We start from the raw sequence: 18,034 nt of genomic DNA, 5'->3' as shown, positions 1-18,034 counted from the left end.
AGAAGGTTTCGTGTACAACTAGTGACATGAACTTTTTATTGCTCGGTGGTACCGGTTTCCTTGGAGGACACATTGCGGCGGCAGCAATCGACCGAGGACATCAAGTTACTTGCCTCGCGCGGGGTAACGGGAAGGTTCCCAACGGAGCCGAATTTGTGAGTTCAGACCGTGACCGTGACGGTGCGTACGATGAGGTTGCGGGGAAAACTTGGGACACCATTGTGGATCTGACGAGTCAGCCGAAGCATGCGCGGGATGCGGCGACGAAACTCCAGGCCAAGCATCGTATATTTCTGTCTTCGAGCAGCGTATATGAGGACCAAGGAAGTATTTCTTCCGAGTCTGATTCCGTAGTCACTCCGCTTGAAATTGACTACATGGAGAACATGGGGCAGTACCCGGCCGCAAAGTCTGCTTGCGAAACGATTTATCGCAACATAAATAGGTCGGTAATGGTAGTTCGACCCGGTCTGATCGCCGGCTACGGCGACGAAACAGGGCGCAGTGGTTACTATCCGTGGCGCTTCGCGCATCCCACGGGTGAGAACGTGATCGTCCCAGACCCGGCGTTTCCCGTCGCTATGATTGATGTGAAAGACCTTGCAGACTGGATAGTTGAGTCTGCAGAAGTTGGAACTTTCGGAACCTTTAACGCCACGGGGTTTGCTACTTCCTTGTCCGATGTGTTCAAGATTTCGCGTGAGTTAACCGCATCGGAGGCTACGGAGCGACCTTGCTCTGATGAACTGCTTCTCGCTAATGATGTAACCCCGTGGATGGGCCCAAAATCGTTGCCGTTGTGGGTACCAGGTGAACAGTTTCGCAACATCGCGCTACTCGATTGCGCCACAGCCTACGAAGCTGGCCTGCAGATTCGCCCGTTGAAAGAAACATTGGCGGATGCGCTGCGATTCGAAGAAGAACAGCAGGGGGAAAGACTCGCTGGGCTCAGCGATGAAGAGGAAGTCGTGCTTCGCCAGCGGTTAGAAGATGGTATTTAGTTTCGGCAGGAACAGTTTTAGTTGCAGTCGGGACCGTACTACGTTGGGTTTCGTTCCGCGACTGACTGTGAGAATGAGTCCGAATCTGACTTGAGGGGAACTTCGGCGGTGCTAGCTCTTCATGACGCGGAACGATCTAGCCTGCAGAGGCTGCCTTTCCGAGCAGGAAACGCCTTGCGGCACACTTTTCGGCTTCTCGAATCGCTTGCAACTGAGTGAGGTAGCCTTCTTTCGCCACTCCGTGGAGTTCCGTTTCAATAACTAGTGAGATTCGTTGATGATTCTCGTCGAGTGTTGAGTCAGGACTAGTGCCCGGCGCTTTTGCCAGGGACCTACCCGCGTAGTTGTACATCGTCCGTCGTGCGCCGCTCCGCGGTGGGGAGGAGCCCGATGGGGCGCGGGACTATGCCCATGGAGACGTAGGTCGTGTCCGCCTCGGGGTGATGCGCCGCTAGTTCGGCTCGCCTCCACGACAGAACGAGGAGCCGGCGCAACGATCGACGTGGACGACGGCTCCGCCCAAGGGGACTGCTGCACGATCAGGCAACAACTTCAAATTCGTGTCACTAGGCGCCCCCCGAACTGTATAGAGTGACGCCTACCGGGAGGGAGATTCGAGTGTCGGAAAGCGGACCAGAGAAGAGACTGAAGTTCTTCGGCCTCAGCGACTACGGAACCTTCTGGCAGGCCGACCGCCTCCTAGAGCTCGTCCGTGAATTCGATGCTACTCGTGGCGATCAAGGCATAAACGACATCGTTGAGTTGCATCATCTCGCGTTGTTCCTAGAACACAAAGTTCTCCCGAAGGACCTGGCCGAAGCAGAGCGAGACGCGCCTCTGGCGCACGTCCCCGAGATCCGGGAAGTCATCGGCAGGTTTTTCGGCAAAGTGACTGACGCCACCTTCTCAACGCTCGTTCAGGACGTTGACTTTCAGTACCGCACAGACGTCCTCGATCTCCTCGGAAAGAACAAGGTCTTCGAGCGCTGCACTGACTCGATCGTGCTTGCTGCACTTCAAGAGCAGAGTTTCCACCCGCACGATCTGCTCTCATGCCAGACACTCGTGCGTGCCTACGACCAGGAGATTCGGGCCCTGCTACTCGATGAGCCGCGCAATGCTGAGCTGCTTGCGCGGAAGTTCCTCCAGTCCGAGGGGCGGGATCCAATCCATCTTCCGAAGAGCTTTACTCCCGCGGATCAGCGTGGCCTGTTTGACCGATATCTCGATGAGGAAGAGCCTAACCTCAACTTCGTCAAGCTGATCGCATCCGCACGAGCTGACAAGAACACCGGCGTCGATGCTCGACTGAAGCTAAAGGCTCGTCGCAAGGCAGATGCGCTCACGAAGAAGATGTTCGAGTCCACGGAGGGGATCAAGACCGGCTGCGAAGTGGGCATCTCGGCCGATCAGGTCGAAGAGGTCGTCCAGTCTTTGGACGGCATGGTTGGCAAGTACTCCTACAGTCGAACCTGGCTCACGGAGAACCTCGACTACCCGACTATCCTGAATAACTTTGTTCACCTGTTCCAGTTCGCCAACGACCACATGCTCCTGGAACTCCCTTCCTACGGAGCGCAACTTGGCGTCTTCGAGCGGTTCATGGGTACGCCGGGCAAGGGCGACTACCGGACGGGGGCGGTGTTCAGGCTCAAGGATCAGGCGTCCTTGCTCCAGACCTTGATGTACGAGCGCTTCCTCAGCTCCGAAGGTATAGAGCTCGAGTTGGTCATCGCTTGGTTCTTCACGGACTACCTTGAGCAGGAGTTCGGTGCCAAGGGGCTGAAGTACCGCGCCTCCAGCCCGACCGCTACCTACCTTGAGAAGAGCCGCCATCTGTTCTCAGAGATGGAGAGCGTCCTCAAGCAGTTCACGCTGCATGTCGACTACGGCGAGGTTGACCCGGAGCTGCTGACAATCACATCGGAGCAGCTTTCCTACGGCGACATCCCGAGTCAGGTTGTGGATAAGTACGCCTACGTTGCCAACAACGCGGACATCCAAGGAATTCAGCACCTGCTCTTCTCGGACCAATCCGGATTGGTGCACATCAGCAGCGATCTGGAGGCAGAGAGCTTCCTCCACTTGGTCATCGCCAATGACATCGCCTACGACCAGTTCCACGAGTACCAACAGCGCAACATCGACTTCCTGGTCGAGAAGGGCATCCTGACCGGAGATCGTGACCGAATTGCGTTTGCAAGCGCGCCACAATTGCATGTGCTCAAGGAACTCTGGGAGTACGAGGTGACGAGCTGTCTCCATCATTCGGCGGCCGGCCAGAAAGCCATTGACGAGATGGTGAGCGCCGGATGGCTGGTGCATCGATCAACGCTGCTCAGCGCCGCGGAGGTCAGCTACTTCAACTACTTCCTTAACGATAAGGAGTTCAGCAACGGACCTAGCCTGCGCAACCGCTACCTCCATGGATCACAGGCAGACGGTGACGACGACCGCGTTCACCGCCACACGTATCTAACAGCGCTCCGCCTACTCGTTGCGCTGGTCATCAAGATCAACGATGACTTCTGCCTGACGGATAACGCCGTGCTCGCGAAGGAATAGGGGCCGACCGCTGGCATGGTCGAGCCCTCTTCAGATCCCTAGTATGTGGCGTCTCAGCCGGGTTCCCTGCCGGCGTGATGGCGCGGTACCTCCTTCGTGGCGTCCTGCAGGCTGACCCACGTCGAGGGTGAGCCTGTGTCCCCTGATCAGTAGCGAGCACTGACCGTGGGGAGGGGGAGCACGTGAACCCTGTGTTCAGATGTACCTATGTGCCGGAACTCGGTGGAGTTTAGATTCAACGTGTGATCGACGGCCGATTATCGGGCACGCTGGACTTCAGTTCATCTGTGGTCGAGCGGCCCAGGCGTTGACATTGCATTGCTGCTCGGTGTGGTCGCCCGCAGCCACGACTGTTTCGTCGGCCCGCAGCCACGACTGTTCCGTCGGCGCGCAGCCCGAGCGAGTGTCTCGCTCCGGCTGCGATCGCTGTGATGCCGGTCCATGACTGGACATCGCACTGGCCGAACTGGTTGTCGCCCGTTCCGAAGACCCTTCCGGTCTGGCTCAGCGCGAGCGTATGGACGGAGCCGGCTGCCACTGAGGTGATGCTTCTCCACGATGACACCTCGCACTGGCCTCTGCTGTCGTCGCTGACGGCGACGACGGTGCCGTCGTCGTGTAAGCCGACGGTGTGCAGGTAGCCGGCAGAGACCTCGGACACGTGTGTCCACCGGGCGACGTCGGTCTGCCCTCGCTGATTGTTGCCAGTTGCGAGGGCTGTGCCGTCGCGTCGAACTGCGATTGTGTGCCAGTCGCCGCATCCGATCTCAGTTGACCATGATCTCGCTGTAGATTGTCCTACGTGGGGGGCATGTGGTGGAGTAAAGATTTTCGACCTGACATCTGGCCGCAAGACAGGAAGGAGCCCGGACCGGGAGCACGATGCCTAATGATCCTCTCAACCTCGACAAGGCCGGCGAGTGGGCTGGCGTGTGGTGGCTGCCGGAAGCCCCTAGCGAGAAGGTCCCGGGTGTCCTACGGTACGACCCGGAAGATGGTCTCTCTCTGTCGCTGATCGGCACCTTCGAGGATCGGATCTTGACGACGGACTCGTCTGGATGGACTGCTGTTCACGAAGGAACCCGCACCTGGGAAGTCATGCACGGTGTGGCCGAGCTCAGGGAGATCACACTGCTCGGCTGTGTTCCTAGGAGCACCAGAAGGACCATGGGCGCGCGAGTGGCGAGCCCTGATAAGCAGACCGTGACCGCGACGGTCGCCATCATCGGCGCGCATGTCAGCGGTGACGCGGATCCGGCGTTCGCTAGGGCAGAAGTCTCAGTCGAGGATCTGAGTCTCTGGGCGGTGTCTTCTGTGTTCGAAGGATCCCTCGGGGCTCCCGACGGCAAGATCGACGGGACCGGGCGTATCTCGGTGAAGCCGGTCAAGGCGCAATCGGTCGTAGTCGACGACACTGAGTATCGCCTTCAGCACACGCACACGCTTCCATTCTTCGACCAGCGCAAGGGAGGAAGCGTCGGACGTGTGCGGGACACGGTGTCCATCTGCGTCGTGCCAGCCGAACCATTCTCTCTGAGTGTTGCTCTGCAGGAGGCGAGCCTGGTGCAGGACCTGATCTCCCTGGCGACGCATCGCGCGGCCGGAGTGATCTGGCTCCGACTGGAAGTTGCCGGGACCGAGTCGCACTTCCCTGATGGCCGCCCGCTGCCGCGCCGACGTGCCGATGTGCTCTACTCACCGGCCGCGCTTGGAAAACACGACGCGAAAGCCGTCGATCACCACCGAATGTTCTTCACCTGCGGCACGATCCCATTTGAGGAGGTCATGCCCCGATGGTGCGACGCCCATGGCCGCCTGGAGGCAGCGACAAACATGATCTTGGGCTTGCGCTACGCACCGGCCCGTTTTGTTGAGAACAATCTTCTGACGGCAGTCGGTGCTGCCGAGGTGTTGCACCGCAACCTCCGCATCGACGAGAAACCGTTCCCCAACGCGGAGTTCAGGGCGATGCGAGAGGCGATGCTGGCGCAGGTTCCCGATGAGCACCGAAACAGGTTCAAGGGAGCGATCCGCAACGACCCGACCCTCCGTGATCGGCTCCATGCCCTCGCCGCGCGACCCGATCAGGAAGCGATCGCACAGCTCTTACCGGATGTCGACCATTGGGCGAAGTGGACGACGCGCGCCCGCAATGACCTCGCGCACGAGGGCAGAACGCCCAACCATTCCATCGAGGAGCTGATCGCCGTCGTCGAGGTGACGACCGCGGTCGTAATCCTCAACGTCTTGCACGAGCTCGGGTTGCCGGCAGAGCGACAGCGAGAGATCGTGCGGGAGCACCCGCAACTGAGGGCTACGTTTCGTACCGCTGCCGAATGGCTGGTTCCCTCACCAAACCCTTAGGTGCACTGCGATAGCCGCTACTTCGGAACCTCCGTGACGCTGCTGCCCGGTCGTTTAGTGCGAGACGCGTGTAAGCCTGCTCTATCGCTCGTTCGTTGAGTGCGTCATGGCGGGCGGGCGAGACGACCGGCTGTAAGTGGTGGCAGCGCGTCAGTGCCGCCTGGTGCGGCGGTGAGACGGGAGAATGTCGTCGGCCCTTAAGAACGCGGTGGAGTTCCGCTTCAGTGTCAAAGCTCCATGTCGACGTGCTGCCGGGCCCGTTACCCCCGGAAGCATGTCTGAGACCGTCATGACGCCTGAGACGCTTGCCCTACGCGAGATTCTCGTTGCGCGTCTTGACGAGTTCCAGGTGCTCCTCGATCGGTACGGTGCGACCAACCCGAAGTTGTTCGGGTCCGTCGCGCGCGGCACCGCGTCTGCAGGATCGGACATCGACATCCTCGTCGGGATGGACCCTGCGGAGGGACGTCTCCTGATGCGTGCGTCTGGTCTGCTCGAGGAGAGTCGCGCTCTGTTCGGGCGCGATGGCATCGATGTGTTTCCTGCCCAGTTGCTCAGGCACCCGGTATCCGCTTCGACGCTCGCCGAGGCGGTGCCGCTGTGAGTCGCAGTCCGGCGAAGCCGTGAACCATCTTCCCGATGAGATCACCGGCGCGCACCCTGAGATCGTCTGGCCTCAGATTCGGGATCTCCGCAACATCCTGGTGCACCAGTATTTCGGCGTCGACATCGACGTGGTCCGCGATGTCGTCGATACTCATCTGCCTCCTCTTGCCTAGGCGCTGCGGTGCCACATCTCTGCTGACTGACGGCACGGCTCCAAAGGTTATTCGGCTACGGAACGGGGTCGAGTTCAAGTTCAATGTGTAGCTAGGCCCCGGGAATACTCACGCAGAACTCGTTGCCTTCCGGGTCCTGCATGACAGTCCACACCAATCCCGGCGCCTCGTGGGTGATGAGTTCGGTAGCGCCTAGGTCTTTGAGGCGTTCTATTAAAGTTTCGCGCTCCGCCCCGCCAACGTCGATGTGCATGCGGTTTTCCCAGGTATCGGATCCTTAACGCGCTGAAATCCCAGCGCCGGGGTGGAATCAACCATCACAAAATCGCCGTAATCCGCGGCGATTTCGCAACCGGTTGCGGCGGACCAAAACTCGCCGAGTTTTGAGACACTTGCAATGCCTTGGCGAGCGCATGATTGCTGTATCCGGTAAGCACACCGGGTTTCTTCGAAGATATTCGTGCCTAGTCGAGCAGGGCGCGGTACTGTTTGCGTGCCTTCATGGAGTGAATGATCGTTTCGGTGCCGTCATCCCAGATGAGTACGACAATCTCGAGTAATCTCATTGAGCCGTCGAACCCGAGGCGCAGTTCCCTTTGAGGGTGTTCCTCATCGAGTGGGGTCTTAAAAACGCAGCCTGAAGTCGCGGCAGTAACGGAGTCGTCTGGCTTGATGCCGTGTTTCGTGGCGCTTCGGCGTACGTCCATTTCTAAATAGCATTCTTTAGCGCTTCGCGGATTGCCTGAGAGCGTGACCATCCGTTTTCAGCCGCAAACTTGTCGAGGTCCGATATCTCGCCGGGGGAAAGCCGAATGGAGATAACCTTCGCAGCATCTTCGTTTCGAGGTTTCCTTCCACGTCGACGAAGTGTCTCTACGTCGTAGCCTTTCTCGGCTTCGGTTACCCACGCATCGATTTGCTCTTCGCTGACTAGCTTCCCGTTGATAGTTTTCATGCACGTAATCGTAATACGGAAAAGGCTTGGCGGCTAGGGGGAGGTTATATTCTTTCGACAATCCGTCGAGTTCAAATTTAACGTGTAGCGTTATTGACGCTTCGCGTTATGGGGGGGATAAGGTGAAGCATGATCCAGTCGTTCGCTGACAAGGACACCGAGCGTTTGTGGAATCGAGAGCGGGTTCGCTCGATCGATTCCCGCATTCACTCAGTAGCGCTGCGCAAGCTTCGCCAGCTTGGGCACGCGCAGACTCTTGATGAGTTACGGAATCCCCCGGAGAACCGGCTTGAGGCGTTGAAAGGTGATCGGCGGGGTCAGTTCAGCATTCGAATCAATGACCAGTGGCGGATCTGTTTTCGGTGGTCCGCCGCGAGGTCAGAGGAGGTTGAGATCGTTGACGACCACTGACAAGCTCCCTCCGGTTCACCCCGGTGAGATCCTCATGGAGGACTTTCTCAAGGAAATGGGGATCACCCAGCACAAGCTCGCCGTCTCCATCGGCGTTCCGCCCCGCCGGATCAACGAAATTGTTCACGGTAAGCGCGCTGTAACCGCTGACACGGCCCTTCGTCTAGCGAAGTTCTTCGGAATGAGCCCCCAGTTCTGGCTCGGGTTACAGACCCAGTACGACCTGGATGTGGCAGAAGACAAAATCCTCGCCGAGATCGAGAGGATTCAGCCGATTCACGCTGTCTCGACGTAGCGGTTACCCGAACCAGGTCCGTCAGCGTGAGGATATGCACGCGGATGGTTCGAACTAGGGAATTTGGGGTCGCCGTCGCGTGGACTTGAGTTCCGAGCGCCGCTTTTTCGCTTCGAGACGGCGCCGCACCGAGCCGCGCGTCGGCTTCGTTTTCCGCCGCGGGGGAGGCGGTGGGGCGAGAGCCTCGCGCAAGAGGGCGGCCATGCGTTCGCGTGCCTCGGCACGGTTGCGGATCTGCGAGCGCTGCGTCGATGCGCTCACGGTGAGCACCGTGCCGTCCAGGCGGTGTTCGAGGTTGCGCAGGGCGCAGCGACGCTGGGCGTCGGAAAGCGATGCGCATTCCGCGATGTCGATGGAGAGCTGCACCTTACTGTCGGTGGTGTTGACGCCCTGGCCGCCCGGGCCCGATGCCTTCGCGAACCGCTCCGACAGGTCCGCCGCGGCGACGACAAGGCCACCGGGGATCCCTGGGCCGGGCGCGATGATCAAGTCCTGCATGCCGCCCAGCGTAGTCAGAGTTGTTTCCGGATCAGACCCGCCGTGCGAGATCAGGGTAGTGTACGACCACTCCGTCACCGTCGACCTCCAACTCGACGTCGACTCCCCGTGTTCCGCTTTCGTATCGGACAGTTTCAGCATCGACGGAGCTGTAGTACTGGTCTGATGCGATCACCTGGAGGGACGGTATATCAATCCAAGCCCTGATTGCGCCCCACGCCAACCCGAGGACCTTCTCGCCGTCCACGTCAACACCGAGCCCTGCCAGCACGCCGACGACGAGCACATTCCCGGCACCGGTCGATGTGCCAGAAGACATTGGGTTCGGCGATACGCGACGCTAGGAGATCGTGAACCCAGACGCCGGCGCTTCCGTATCGACGGGGGCGCCGTTGTCATCGACGTACCACTTCATTTCCAGCTCGAGTTCGCGCTCGATGCCGCGACGCTTTTGTGCGTCGGTGACCTCCATCGTGGTGCGGAACGTACCTGGCAGTTCCATCGCTAGGGCGGATTCTCCGGTACCAAGTGTGATGTCGCCGGCCCGGATGCGGGTGGCGAGGGATTCAAACAGGTCGGCCAACTGGTCGCGGCTGAAGTCGGTCTTGCTCTTGAGTAGCTTCCGGCTCTTGCGGGAAGTATTCGCCTTTTGTGTCATTGTGACCCCATCCTTTCTCACCCAGCCCGATCGAACTTTACGGGCAACCGCCACCAGTATAGCGAATAAAAAATGCGCGAACTGGGGAAATGTGGTTAGTAGGGGTCGTCGCCACGCCGTGGCAGCACCACGGTGGGGTACTTGCGCACGTATCCCACCGCGATGATCGTCAGGGCGGCCACGGCGCCGAGCATGGTTTCTGCGGTGCGGGCGAGCAGCATTGGGACGACTGGGGCGGCGTCGACAACTTGCACCATCAAAAGCGCGGTCGGGGTGATGAAGCTGGCGGCGATGGTGTAGTTGCGGGTCACGTACATCTCGGTCAGGTACTGCAGGATGACGATCCACACCACAATCTGCCAGCCCTGCGGGTGATGCGACAGCAGGAAGCCGGTCACAGCGATACCGGTCAGGGTGCCAAGGACGCGCTCGATGGCACGGAAGTACTGCACCTTAAACCGGGAGTTCACTAGGGGAGCGGCCGCGGCGACCATGGCCCAGTAGGAGTGGGAGAGGGGGTCGAAAAGCGTCACCGAAATCAGGCCTAAGGTTCCAGCGAGCAGCGGGGCGAAGAAGAACCGGTTGGCCTCGACCGCAAGGCGGCGGCGCGGCACCCGGCCTGCGTCGGGGGATCGGGTGGGGATTTCGCTTTCCTTCGCGTCGCCACCCGGCCCTTCGCCGATGAGGTGAGAGAACAAACCTAAAACAAGGCACACCAGGGCCGCGCCGCCTGCGATGGCGCAGGCGAGCAGCGGATGGACCGGGTTGCTCAATGAACCGACGGCGGCGACAGCGAAGATCACGAACACGGAGCCGGTCGGTTTCATGTCGGTGGCCAGCGCGATCGTCGCCCACACAGACGACGCAATAGAGGTGACAATCAGCAGGACCCAGGGGCTGACATCAAACCACGCGATGGTGGCGCCGAGGGTGACCATCAAGGTCAGTGCGGTGCCGGCAAGCATGTGGTGCTTCAGACGAACCTCGCGGGTGGCATGGCGGCCGTACACGCCGGTAAAAGCGCCGAAGTTCGCGTAGATGGCAAGGTCGAGCCGCCCGAGCGCCAGCAGGGTAAACATGGGGATGGCCACGCCGAGCGCGGTGCGGAAGGCGGGGATGTGGTCGCGTCGTGCAGGTCCCATCGTGAATAGTGGGCTGAAATGACGCAACCGGGGCCTCCTCAATATCGAACTTTTCTCATGCTGCCCTGCTAGGGCACTCGAAATACTCTAATGGTCACTTCAAAATGTTTCAGAAGAGGGCCGTTAAGGTGTGCGCATATGACTACAACCAACGAGATCAGGGTCGCGGAGGTAGCGGACGCGGGGGTCGTCGCAAAGCTATTGCGCGATTTCAACACAGAGTTTGATACCCCGGTTCCCGAAGGCCTTGAGGAGCGGTTTGCGCAGATCATCGCACACGACGACGCCTTCGTTCTCCTCGCCGGCGATATTGGTTTCGCCTACGTCACCCTGCGCCCGAGCCCGTATTACGACGGGCCGGTGGCGATGCTCGACGAGCTCTACGTCGCACCTGCCCACCGCAATCGCGGGGTCGGCACGGCGCTGCTGCAGCGGGTCTTCGAGGAGATCCGCAAGCACAGCGCCGGCGAATTACAAATCAACGTCGACGAGGTAGACACCGATGCGCGCCGCTTTTACGAGCGCCACGGCCTGACCAACATCGAGCAAGGCTCCCGCATGCTGCTCTACATCCGGGAGCTTTAGGCCGGAAGCGATAGCTTTGCGACGAGCCCACCACCGGCCCGCGGCGCAAGCACCAGGGATCCGCCATGGGCGTTCGCGATCGCATCGACGAGTGCCAGCCCGAGCCCGTGGCCGGCGCCTGCGGTGCGTTCGGCGCGCGCGAATGGTTCGGTCCAGGTTGCAACCTCGGCCGCGGAGTAGGTCTCGCCGCCGGATTCCACGGTGACCTCAGCGAAGTTGCCCACCTTGCGCAGGGTGAGCGCGGGGTTGTTGCCGTGGGTGAGTGCGTTGCGCACCAGGTTGTCCACCGCCTGGCGGGTCAGGGTGGGGGAGGCGTCCACGGTCACGGGCACGGCGTCGGCGGGGACGTTGCGGTCGGCGCACACCTCGCGGCACAGTTCTGCCAGGTCGAGGCGCTGCCGGTCGCGCACGTCCACGTTGGCCAGCTGGAGTAGGGCGGCGACGGTGTCGGCGCTGCGGGCGTTGACCTCGCGCACGCGGGTTAGCGTGGGACGCAGCCCGCCGTCGTCGCCGGTCAGGGCCACGTCTGCCATGGTCTGGATGGTTGCGATCGGAGTCTTCAACTCATGGGACGCATTGGAGGCGAACCGGCGCTGGCGCTCCACTGCGCCCGCCAACTCGTCGAGCATCACGTTGAGCGCGTCGGCGAGTTCGCCGACCTCGTCATCGGGACCATGGTGGGTGATGCGGGCTGAGAGGTCGCCGCGGGTGACGATGGCGGCGTCGTCGGCAATGTCGCGAAGAGGTTTGATCACCAGGCCTGCCACGAACCAGCCGATCACACCCGCAAGCAGGGTCAACAGGGCGAGTACCGACAGGGAGGCGAGGAGGACGCGGCGCAGGATCTCGCTGGTAATTGGCACGGCGCCGTCGATGATGACACCGTCCTCCACCGTGGGGAAGGTGGCCGTTACCGGCACCGGGGTGAGCTTCAGGTAGGCATACACCAGCCCGATCAGCGCCAACCCCATCCCAAGCACCGTGGCCACGAACATCACCGTGATGCGGGCCCGCAAACTCAGCCTCATCGTTCCTCCTCCGCCACGTAGTAGCCGGCGCCGGCCACGGTGTGCACGATGCGCGGCTCGCCTAGTTTCTTGCGCAGGTGCGACACCGTCACGCGCGGGGAGTTAGTGAACGGGTCCGCGTTTTCGTCCCACGCCTCCGCGAGCAGGTCCTCGGCAGAGATCACCCCGCCGTCGGCCTCCATGAGTACCTCGAGCACAGCGAACTCTTTCGGGCTCAGCGGTACCGTCTCGCCACCACGGGTGACCTCGCGCCGAAAGGTGTCTAGGCGCACATCCCCGCACCGATATACCTCGCCGCGCGCCGGGGCGTTGCGCTTCGCCAACGCATTAACCCGCGCGATCAGCTCCGGGACCTCGAACGGCTTGGGCAGATAATCGTCGGCGCCGAGCCCGAACCCTTCCAGCCGGTCGTCCAGGGATCCGGATGCGGTCAGCATGATCACCCGGGTCGCGGGATGCGTATCGACGACCCACCTGCACACCTCATCACCATGCAACCCCGGCAGGTCCCGGTCGAGGACGACAACGTCGGGGCGGGTGTCGTCGATACGCGAACGCGCTTCTAACCCGTCGTACACGGCGCTAGCCTGCATGTTCGCGTTGTTGAGCGCGGTGGCGATGGCGTCGGCGAGATAGGCTTCGTCGTCGACCACAAGTACCCGAATTGTCATGGCCCCGATCGTATCGGCGGGGGTGTTGCGTCCACGTTAACGTCACCGCAACATCTGGCTGCGTAACTTCCACAGCCATGCAGACCCGAAACGTAGGAATCGACGCCGCCCGCGCGGTGGCACTCGTCGCCATGATGGTCGCGCACCTCACCGTCCAAGACGGCATCACCGCACAGGTGCTGTTCGGCTTCCCAGCCGCGCTGTTCGCCTTCATCGCCGGTGTCTCAATGGGGTACATGCGCGCCCAGCCCGCCGAGTTCATCGTGCGCGGCATCCTTCTGATCGCCCTGCACTTCGCGCTCGCCCCATTCTCGGGATCGATCGTGGTGGTGCTCGGCACCATCGGGGTCTGCATGGCGCTGCTCGCCTGGGCGCCACGCTGGGACACACCACTGTTGCTGTGGCTCGCGTGCGCCCTCACTTTTGGCTCGGCGGTGCTCGCGCCGTCGTCCTGGCCGTACCCGCCCATGATGTGGGCCACGCTCATGATCGCCGGCATCCTGTTCAAACGCTACATGCCGTTGTGGCCCGGCCTCGTGGTCGGCGGGGCGCTGTTCGCCCTGGATGTGGCGCTGCGCTGGACCACACCGTTGCCACCGCTTCTCGACGCCACCGGACACACCGGCGGGCTCATAGACGTTGTGGGCAGCGTGGGGGCGTCGATAAGCATCTGCTCCCTGTGCTGCCTGGCGCAACGGTGGCTCGGATGGCTCGCGCCGCTGGGGCGGATGCCGCTGACCCTGTACTGCATCCACGTGCTCACCGCCGAATGGCTCAACGTCTGGGTGACCGTGGGCGGCGCCATCGTGATCGCCTACGTATGGCTCGCGGTATTTCCGCGCGGGCCGCTTGAAACTGTAATTCGCCGCATCACCGCGGTAGTGAAGGAGAACAATCGTGAAAAAGTACGCAGCTAGCCTCGCCGTCGCAGGCGCCCTCATCGCCCAACCCGCATGGGCGATGGAAAGCACCACCTTCGCCGGTGATGCCGACGAGGCCAAGCCCGTGGTCTCCGTGCGTGTCGACGACTCCGACCCCGACGACGGCGTCTGCACCGGCACCGCCATCGACCCCCACTGGGTAATCACCGCCCGCCACTGCGTCGAGGCTGCCGCCAAGCCGGGCGGCTCGGTGCGCACCGGGCAGGGCGACGACCAGCGCGTCTACAACGTCGACCGCCACGAGATCGCCCCGCGCGGCGACATCGCCCTGCTCCACACCGAAGAGGAAATGCAGCTAGACACGTTTGCAGAGGTTGCCGACGAGGTCCCCGCTGGCGCAGTCAACATCTACGGCTGGTCCTCCGACGGCTCGGGCGGCTCCACCAAGCTGCCCTCCGCCGAGGCCGAGGTGCGTGGCGATTCCCCGCTCGCCCTTTTCGACGCCCCAACCGCCCTCGAGGTCGCCCTCAAGAACGGCGCCCGCATCCAGCCGGGCGACTCCGGCGGCGCCATCTTCGCCGACGGCAAGGTCGCTGGCGTCATGTCGGCCGGTCTGTTTGAGGATCCCGAGAACCCGACCGAGGAGGAAATGACCTCCAACGCCGCCGTCGCGGTGGCGCCGGTTGCCGAGCAGGCCGAGTGGATCCGCAACGTTGTTGGTGGTGACGCGGCAGACTCTTCCGCGACCGCCTCTCCGGAATCGCAGGCTGAGCCATCGGCGTCCTGGCGCAACGTCGCCATCGGCCTGGGCGTTTTGGCCCTCGTGGTTGCTGGCTTCCTGGTGCTGCTGCGTCGCCGTTCTAACTAAGCGTTGTGTTTAGGGGGCTTTGTTGAGTGTTACTGTGCTACTCGGTTTCTTTCGCCGGGTAGCGCACCTTTTTGTCGTCGCCGACGGTGGCGCCGTCGTTGAGCTTCGCGGGGGTTAGGGTGGGGCCGTGCTGGGTCATGCCCATGATGTGCTGCACGTCGTCGCCGTGGGCGAGGAGGTGGTCGGCGATGATGCGACGGTGGCAGCGCCACCACACTGCTTCCGAGCACATGATCGCCGTTGGGGTTTCCGCGGCCTGGTCTCTGAGTTCTGCGAGGGCTTGCACGAACTCGCTACCAAGCGCGTGGTCCGCGTAATTGTGGAAGCTGCGGTTGCGCCAGTTTCCGTTGACCTCAAAGGGGATGGTCTTGGAGACGTTGCGCCGCCCGGTAAGGCCTTCGCTTCGGGAGTAGGCGATGCCGTGCTCGGGTAGGTGTGTGGCGAGGTGGTCGTCGTTGAACCAGGGGTACTTCCTGGAGCCGGGGAGTTTGCGCACGTCCACAATGGCGCGCACGCCGGAAGCCTCGAGCATGCCAGTGAACTGGTCAAACTCGAGGTTGGAATGGCCGACGGTGAAAATACGCATGCCTTCGAGGGTAGGCACCGTTAGGCACCTTTGGGCATCGGTGGGCTACCAGGTGGGTGGCCCGGTGGGTAAAAGGCAGGGTCGAGTGTCCCGGTCCGGGCGCAGTCGCATCTTCCTTTGGCTGCGTAAATTCTGCTGACTGCGGAGTGTTTCGCGGGTACTGATTGGTTGTATTTCAGCGGGTCAAAGGGGTGTTTTCGGTACCCGGCTTTGCCTGTTTGGGGGTCGTAATCCATGTACCCCTTGTTCAAGGAGCCGTCTCTATTGTCGTTGTTGCACCTGTGGTGTTCGCGACACAGGCCGGTGAGGTTCTCGATGTCGGTGTTGCCGCCCTTGATCCAGGCAAGGATGTGGTGGGCTTCGCACTCCGTCATTGGGGTCGTGCAGCCGAGCCAGGAGCACACGCCTTGGATGGCGAACATTGCGATGCGCTGTTCGACCGAGGCGAGTCGTGTGGTCCGGCCCATCCACAGCGGCACTGAGGTGACGCCGTCGACTTGGAGGAGGAAGTCGGTGGTTCCGTCCATGCCAAGGCGGATGAGGTCGAAGCAGTCGACTTCGATGCCGGTGTTGGTGTCGTAGAGCATGGAGGCGTCGCCGTCGGCAAGGTCGTCGAGCGTCATCGAGATCACTACCGAAGCCGCCCCGCCGTTCTTCTTCTGGCAGTCCTGTTCGTACTGCTGGAAGATAGCGAAGAACTGGTCGAAGCGCCGCTGTTGTGGGGTGCGGGAATCGACCTCGTTGTGTTGGTCGGCGGGGAGGTTGGAGTTCGGCGCGAGACCTTTGTCCGCGTGCGCCTTGATCAACGCGGCGGCGCCGGCGGTGGCGTTGATGAGGATGTCCACGGTGCCATCTGCTTTACGACGACCAAACGACAAACCACGGTTCTCATACCCCGCATTCGGATTGGAGTGGGGAGCGTGCTTCCGGTTCGCTTCGGCCACGGCGCGGCGGACGAACTGGCGGAGGTCTTCCGGGCTGCGCAGGAGCGCTTCGGCCATGGCGTCGGCGTAGATGCGGGTGCGCTCGCCGGCGGCGGCCTTGAGAAGTTTGTCCAGTTCGCGCCGGATGATGTCTTGCTTTTCGGCGCTGACTTGGGAGGAGTTCTTGCGGGCGTCGTCTTGCTGCTGCTTCTGACGGTCCTGTTCCCGCTGCTGCTCTTGCTCCTGCTGCTCCTGACGGTCCTCGTCCGCGGCACCAAAAAGGTCGTCATCCTGGTCTTCCTCAACCGGGGGAGCAGCAGGCTCCGGCGGTGGGCCAAACAGCAAGCGGCCGCGCTCGAGGCGGTTGTAGGCTTCGCCCTTCGACAGGTCGAGGTACTGCTGGAGGTATGCGTTGGGGTAGTTGGCGCCAACGATGCGGCCGGCGTCGTCGCGTTCGGCAATAAAAGCGAATGCGGCGTCGATGGTTGCCTTCTTTTTAAATTGTTCTTCCAGGCGTTCCATGTCGCGGCGGATGTCGTTGAATGCGAGGGTGGAGGGGTCGTCGAAAAGCGAGCTTAATGTGCGAAGCGCAGCGGAAATCTCGTTGACGCATTGAGTGATGGTGCTGGTCATGGCCCCTCCTTTCGTGAGTTGTCATAAACCTATCAACCCCTCACGACATCAACCCGACCCATTCGAACACGCATTCGAACATTTAAAGAATCTCCACCTTCTCGTAGCGCCCAACGCGAAGCGCGCCCATCGGCATTCCGGCGTCGGTCTGGAAGTGCATGTACTGAGGCGCAACCGTCAGCCGCACGCGTTGTCCAACGACCTTCTCCCACTCCAGGTTTTGGAGGTACTGGTGGCCACGGGCGCTGATCTCCCGACGCCCCAGGCTCACGGAATCCGTGGACTTTGTGTACACGGATCCGGCGTGCTGGTAATACGTGAATTCCTGGGGCGAATCCAGCTCAAGCAGGAAGTATTCGCTCGAGGGGTCCTCGCCGTTTGGCATGCCTTCGGGTTGCAGCTCGGTACCAGTTTTCTTCACCACAGTGCCCTCGATAACAACGTCCTCGCCACCGACGCGCTCGACAGTGCTTTCCTCCAGGTGAACGGTGAGTTCGCCAGCGTCAAGCGGTGCTCGGTCTTCGAGTGTCATCCAGTCAATGACCAGGTGTAGCGGTGACGGATTCATGGCGTAGAAATCAGAGGATTCCTGCGATGCAACCAACGAAGAGCCCTCCAGATCTACCCAGGTACTTTGGCCCTTGCCCGTGCCCGAAGAGTGCGTGGTCTGGTACAAGCCATGCCCGAGCTGCGAGGCATAGAGACCAGCCCGGAAGCCGCCGGCGCCAGCAGCGCCGTATACGAGTGATTGGTTAGCAACTTCCAGCGACCCGCCATCGGTCGTGAACACCAACACACTGGCATAACGGTCCGAGTACATGTTGTCGCCCCACTGGCTGAGCAGCAGTTCCGGGTTGCCGCCACCGTTGGCTTCGACGAGCGCGTAGTTGTAATTGCCGTTCAGCGTGAAATCGAGCTCGCCATCCGTGGCCAGCGGAACGTCGAAATTCTGCTCGCCTGGCGCGTCAAGGACTGTCGCGTACAGCTCGCGCCAATTGCTTGTCGACGACCCCTTCTCACCATCCGGCTCATCTTCCCCTTCGAACTCCGAGCCGTCAGGGTTGACCCACTTCACGGAGGTCTCGACCACGGTCTCCCGTGAATCCCCACCCGCGCAGGCGGAGACGAACGCAACGGAACTGGCAGCAACAAGCGCAAGGGCGCGACGCAATATCATGCGTCAACTCTAAC

At 61.5% G+C, this 18,034-nt stretch carries 23 protein-coding genes; 10 read left to right on the top strand and 13 right to left on the bottom strand.

Annotation, left to right across the window (positions count from 1 at the left end):
- Positions 1 to 26: 26 nt before the first annotated feature.
- Both HMPREF2617_RS03925 and HMPREF2617_RS03920 read left to right on the top strand, forming a co-directional pair.
- Positions 27 to 1,001 carry an NAD-dependent epimerase/dehydratase family protein gene (locus tag HMPREF2617_RS03925; protein WP_070568673.1) on the top strand — a complete coding sequence of 325 codons (975 nt, stop codon included), beginning with the start codon at positions 27 to 29 and terminating at the stop codon, positions 999 to 1,001.
- A 618-nt stretch (positions 1,002 to 1,619) separates the two neighbouring features.
- Complete coding sequence (locus HMPREF2617_RS03920; RefSeq protein ID WP_210384715.1) at positions 1,620 to 3,566, top strand: hypothetical protein; 1,947 nt, start codon at positions 1,620 to 1,622, stop codon at positions 3,564 to 3,566.
- A gap of 235 nt (positions 3,567 to 3,801) precedes the next feature.
- Here HMPREF2617_RS03920 and HMPREF2617_RS12435 read toward each other — a convergent pair whose 3' ends face one another.
- Positions 3,802 to 4,419: an RCC1 domain-containing protein gene (locus HMPREF2617_RS12435; protein WP_210386074.1), complete on the bottom strand. Its 618-nt coding sequence runs from the start codon at positions 4,417 to 4,419 to the stop codon at positions 3,802 to 3,804.
- Between the two features lie 29 nt (positions 4,420 to 4,448).
- Here HMPREF2617_RS12435 and HMPREF2617_RS03915 point away from each other — a divergent pair, with 29 nt between their 5' ends.
- The 3 genes from HMPREF2617_RS03915 (at position 4,449) to HMPREF2617_RS12365 (ending at position 6,709) form a co-directional block, all read left to right on the top strand.
- The gene (locus HMPREF2617_RS03915) at positions 4,449 to 5,930 is read left to right on the top strand and encodes an ApeA N-terminal domain 1-containing protein (RefSeq protein ID WP_070568670.1); all 1,482 of its coding nucleotides are present in this window, start codon (positions 4,449 to 4,451) and stop codon (positions 5,928 to 5,930) included.
- Between the two features lie 274 nt (positions 5,931 to 6,204).
- Positions 6,205 to 6,534 carry a nucleotidyltransferase family protein gene (locus tag HMPREF2617_RS03910; RefSeq protein WP_070614131.1) on the top strand — a complete coding sequence of 110 codons (330 nt, stop codon included), beginning with the start codon at positions 6,205 to 6,207 and terminating at the stop codon, positions 6,532 to 6,534.
- Positions 6,455 to 6,709 carry a HepT-like ribonuclease domain-containing protein gene (locus tag HMPREF2617_RS12365; RefSeq protein WP_083308018.1) on the top strand — a complete coding sequence of 85 codons (255 nt, stop codon included), beginning with the start codon at positions 6,455 to 6,457 and terminating at the stop codon, positions 6,707 to 6,709. The genes HMPREF2617_RS03910 and HMPREF2617_RS12365 overlap by 80 nt, the downstream gene beginning before the upstream one ends.
- Positions 6,710 to 6,800: 91 nt before the next feature.
- On the opposite strand, the gene HMPREF2617_RS12260 is transcribed toward HMPREF2617_RS12365, so the two are convergent.
- The 3 genes from HMPREF2617_RS12260 to HMPREF2617_RS03890 form a co-directional block, all read right to left on the bottom strand.
- Positions 6,801 to 6,962, bottom strand: coding sequence for a VOC family protein (locus HMPREF2617_RS12260; RefSeq protein ID WP_246816755.1), 162 nt, complete (start codon positions 6,960 to 6,962; stop codon positions 6,801 to 6,803).
- Positions 6,963 to 7,173: 211 nt separating this feature from the next.
- The gene (locus HMPREF2617_RS03895; RefSeq protein WP_070568665.1) at positions 7,174 to 7,416 is read right to left on the bottom strand and encodes a hypothetical protein; all 243 of its coding nucleotides are present in this window, start codon (positions 7,414 to 7,416) and stop codon (positions 7,174 to 7,176) included.
- A gap of 2 nt (positions 7,417 to 7,418) precedes the next feature.
- Positions 7,419 to 7,664, bottom strand: a complete 246-nt coding sequence (locus HMPREF2617_RS03890; RefSeq protein WP_034662589.1) for a ribbon-helix-helix domain-containing protein — start codon at positions 7,662 to 7,664, stop codon at positions 7,419 to 7,421.
- A gap of 129 nt (positions 7,665 to 7,793) precedes the next feature.
- Here HMPREF2617_RS03890 and HMPREF2617_RS03885 point away from each other — a divergent pair, with 129 nt between their 5' ends.
- Both HMPREF2617_RS03885 and HMPREF2617_RS03880 read left to right on the top strand, forming a co-directional pair.
- Positions 7,794 to 8,075 carry a type II toxin-antitoxin system RelE/ParE family toxin gene (locus tag HMPREF2617_RS03885; protein WP_070840056.1) on the top strand — a complete coding sequence of 94 codons (282 nt, stop codon included), beginning with the start codon at positions 7,794 to 7,796 and terminating at the stop codon, positions 8,073 to 8,075.
- Between the two features lie 34 nt (positions 8,076 to 8,109).
- On the top strand, positions 8,110 to 8,370 hold the full coding sequence (locus HMPREF2617_RS03880) for a HigA family addiction module antitoxin (protein ID WP_070568690.1): 261 nt from the start codon (positions 8,110 to 8,112) through the stop codon (positions 8,368 to 8,370).
- Positions 8,371 to 8,424: 54 nt separating this feature from the next.
- Here the strand turns inward: HMPREF2617_RS03880 and arfB are convergent, their stop codons facing one another.
- From arfB to HMPREF2617_RS03860, 4 genes are all read right to left on the bottom strand, one after another.
- Positions 8,425 to 8,868, bottom strand: a complete 444-nt coding sequence (arfB, locus tag HMPREF2617_RS03875; RefSeq protein WP_070614130.1) for an alternative ribosome rescue aminoacyl-tRNA hydrolase ArfB — start codon at positions 8,866 to 8,868, stop codon at positions 8,425 to 8,427.
- Between the two features lie 31 nt (positions 8,869 to 8,899).
- Positions 8,900 to 9,187 carry a putative glycolipid-binding domain-containing protein gene (locus HMPREF2617_RS12255; RefSeq protein WP_070614129.1) on the bottom strand — a complete coding sequence of 96 codons (288 nt, stop codon included), beginning with the start codon at positions 9,185 to 9,187 and terminating at the stop codon, positions 8,900 to 8,902.
- Between the two features lie 21 nt (positions 9,188 to 9,208).
- On the bottom strand, positions 9,209 to 9,526 hold the full coding sequence (locus HMPREF2617_RS03865) for an amphi-Trp domain-containing protein (protein ID WP_070614128.1): 318 nt from the start codon (positions 9,524 to 9,526) through the stop codon (positions 9,209 to 9,211).
- Positions 9,527 to 9,621: 95 nt separating this feature from the next.
- Positions 9,622 to 10,668 carry an FUSC family protein gene (locus HMPREF2617_RS03860; RefSeq protein ID WP_070614127.1) on the bottom strand — a complete coding sequence of 349 codons (1,047 nt, stop codon included), beginning with the start codon at positions 10,666 to 10,668 and terminating at the stop codon, positions 9,622 to 9,624.
- Between the two features lie 138 nt (positions 10,669 to 10,806).
- On the opposite strand from HMPREF2617_RS03860, the gene aac(3)-XI reads away from it, so the two are divergent.
- A complete protein-coding gene (gene aac(3)-XI / locus HMPREF2617_RS03855; protein ID WP_046095284.1) occupies positions 10,807 to 11,253 on the top strand; it encodes an aminoglycoside N-acetyltransferase AAC(3)-XI in 447 nt (148 codons plus the stop codon).
- Here aac(3)-XI and HMPREF2617_RS03850 read toward each other — a convergent pair.
- Together HMPREF2617_RS03850 and HMPREF2617_RS03845 are read right to left on the bottom strand one after the other, a co-directional pair.
- Complete coding sequence (locus tag HMPREF2617_RS03850; RefSeq protein ID WP_070840053.1) at positions 11,250 to 12,281, bottom strand: sensor histidine kinase; 1,032 nt, start codon at positions 12,279 to 12,281, stop codon at positions 11,250 to 11,252. The two genes, aac(3)-XI and HMPREF2617_RS03850, sit on opposite strands and share 4 nt — an antisense overlap.
- A complete protein-coding gene (locus tag HMPREF2617_RS03845; RefSeq protein WP_210384137.1) occupies positions 12,278 to 12,946 on the bottom strand; it encodes a response regulator transcription factor in 669 nt (222 codons plus the stop codon). The genes HMPREF2617_RS03850 and HMPREF2617_RS03845 overlap by 4 nt, the downstream gene beginning before the upstream one ends.
- Positions 12,947 to 13,029: 83 nt before the next feature.
- Here HMPREF2617_RS03845 and HMPREF2617_RS03840 point away from each other — a divergent pair, with 83 nt between their 5' ends.
- On the top strand, positions 13,030 to 13,869 hold the full coding sequence (locus tag HMPREF2617_RS03840; RefSeq protein WP_070771197.1) for a DUF418 domain-containing protein: 840 nt from the start codon (positions 13,030 to 13,032) through the stop codon (positions 13,867 to 13,869).
- Positions 13,850 to 14,701 carry a trypsin-like serine protease gene (locus tag HMPREF2617_RS03835; RefSeq protein WP_070840050.1) on the top strand — a complete coding sequence of 284 codons (852 nt, stop codon included), beginning with the start codon at positions 13,850 to 13,852 and terminating at the stop codon, positions 14,699 to 14,701. The genes HMPREF2617_RS03840 and HMPREF2617_RS03835 overlap by 20 nt, the downstream gene beginning before the upstream one ends.
- Positions 14,702 to 14,738: 37 nt before the next feature.
- Here HMPREF2617_RS03835 and HMPREF2617_RS03830 read toward each other — a convergent pair whose 3' ends face one another.
- From HMPREF2617_RS03830 to HMPREF2617_RS03820, 3 genes are all read right to left on the bottom strand, one after another.
- The gene (locus tag HMPREF2617_RS03830; RefSeq protein WP_070816903.1) at positions 14,739 to 15,287 is read right to left on the bottom strand and encodes a DUF488 domain-containing protein; all 549 of its coding nucleotides are present in this window, start codon (positions 15,285 to 15,287) and stop codon (positions 14,739 to 14,741) included.
- A gap of 20 nt (positions 15,288 to 15,307) precedes the next feature.
- Entirely contained in the window at positions 15,308 to 16,843 is a 1,536-nt protein-coding gene (locus tag HMPREF2617_RS03825) for an HNH endonuclease signature motif containing protein (protein ID WP_070840047.1), read from the bottom strand.
- An 82-nt stretch (positions 16,844 to 16,925) separates the two neighbouring features.
- The gene (locus HMPREF2617_RS03820) at positions 16,926 to 18,020 is read right to left on the bottom strand and encodes a hypothetical protein (protein ID WP_070840045.1); all 1,095 of its coding nucleotides are present in this window, start codon (positions 18,018 to 18,020) and stop codon (positions 16,926 to 16,928) included.
- Positions 18,021 to 18,034 lie beyond the last annotated feature (14 nt).

Origin of the sequence: Corynebacterium sp. HMSC070H05, from assembly GCF_001837615.1 — a bacterium.
GTDB classification, from domain to species: domain Bacteria; phylum Actinomycetota; class Actinomycetes; order Mycobacteriales; family Mycobacteriaceae; genus Corynebacterium; species Corynebacterium coyleae.
This window is presented reverse-complemented; position numbering and strand designations above follow the sequence as displayed.

Coding starts and splice junctions, on each gene's coding strand:
- HMPREF2617_RS03925 (WP_070568673.1), top strand. CDS start 27: ATGAACTTTTTATTGCTCGGTGGTACCGGTTTCCTTGGAGGACACATT.
- HMPREF2617_RS03915 (WP_070568670.1), top strand. CDS start 4,449: ATGCCTAATGATCCTCTCAACCTCGACAAGGCCGGCGAGTGGGCTGGC.
- HMPREF2617_RS03910 (WP_070614131.1), top strand. CDS start 6,205: ATGTCTGAGACCGTCATGACGCCTGAGACGCTTGCCCTACGCGAGATT.
- HMPREF2617_RS12365 (WP_083308018.1), top strand. CDS start 6,455: ATGGCATCGATGTGTTTCCTGCCCAGTTGCTCAGGCACCCGGTATCCG.
- HMPREF2617_RS12260 (WP_246816755.1), bottom strand. CDS start 6,962: ATGCACATCGACGTTGGCGGGGCGGAGCGCGAAACTTTAATAGAACGC.
- HMPREF2617_RS03895 (WP_070568665.1), bottom strand. CDS start 7,416: ATGGACGTACGCCGAAGCGCCACGAAACACGGCATCAAGCCAGACGAC.
- HMPREF2617_RS03890 (WP_034662589.1), bottom strand. CDS start 7,664: ATGAAAACTATCAACGGGAAGCTAGTCAGCGAAGAGCAAATCGATGCG.
- HMPREF2617_RS03885 (WP_070840056.1), top strand. CDS start 7,794: ATGATCCAGTCGTTCGCTGACAAGGACACCGAGCGTTTGTGGAATCGA.
- HMPREF2617_RS03880 (WP_070568690.1), top strand. CDS start 8,110: ATGGAGGACTTTCTCAAGGAAATGGGGATCACCCAGCACAAGCTCGCC.
- arfB (WP_070614130.1), bottom strand. CDS start 8,868: ATGCAGGACTTGATCATCGCGCCCGGCCCAGGGATCCCCGGTGGCCTT.
- HMPREF2617_RS12255 (WP_070614129.1), bottom strand. CDS start 9,187: ATGTCTTCTGGCACATCGACCGGTGCCGGGAATGTGCTCGTCGTCGGC.
- HMPREF2617_RS03865 (WP_070614128.1), bottom strand. CDS start 9,526: ATGACACAAAAGGCGAATACTTCCCGCAAGAGCCGGAAGCTACTCAAG.
- HMPREF2617_RS03860 (WP_070614127.1), bottom strand. CDS start 10,668: ATGGGACCTGCACGACGCGACCACATCCCCGCCTTCCGCACCGCGCTC.
- HMPREF2617_RS03850 (WP_070840053.1), bottom strand. CDS start 12,281: ATGAGGCTGAGTTTGCGGGCCCGCATCACGGTGATGTTCGTGGCCACG.
- HMPREF2617_RS03840 (WP_070771197.1), top strand. CDS start 13,030: ATGCAGACCCGAAACGTAGGAATCGACGCCGCCCGCGCGGTGGCACTC.
- HMPREF2617_RS03830 (WP_070816903.1), bottom strand. CDS start 15,287: ATGCGTATTTTCACCGTCGGCCATTCCAACCTCGAGTTTGACCAGTTC.
- HMPREF2617_RS03825 (WP_070840047.1), bottom strand. CDS start 16,843: ATGACCAGCACCATCACTCAATGCGTCAACGAGATTTCCGCTGCGCTT.
- HMPREF2617_RS03820 (WP_070840045.1), bottom strand. CDS start 18,020: ATGATATTGCGTCGCGCCCTTGCGCTTGTTGCTGCCAGTTCCGTTGCG.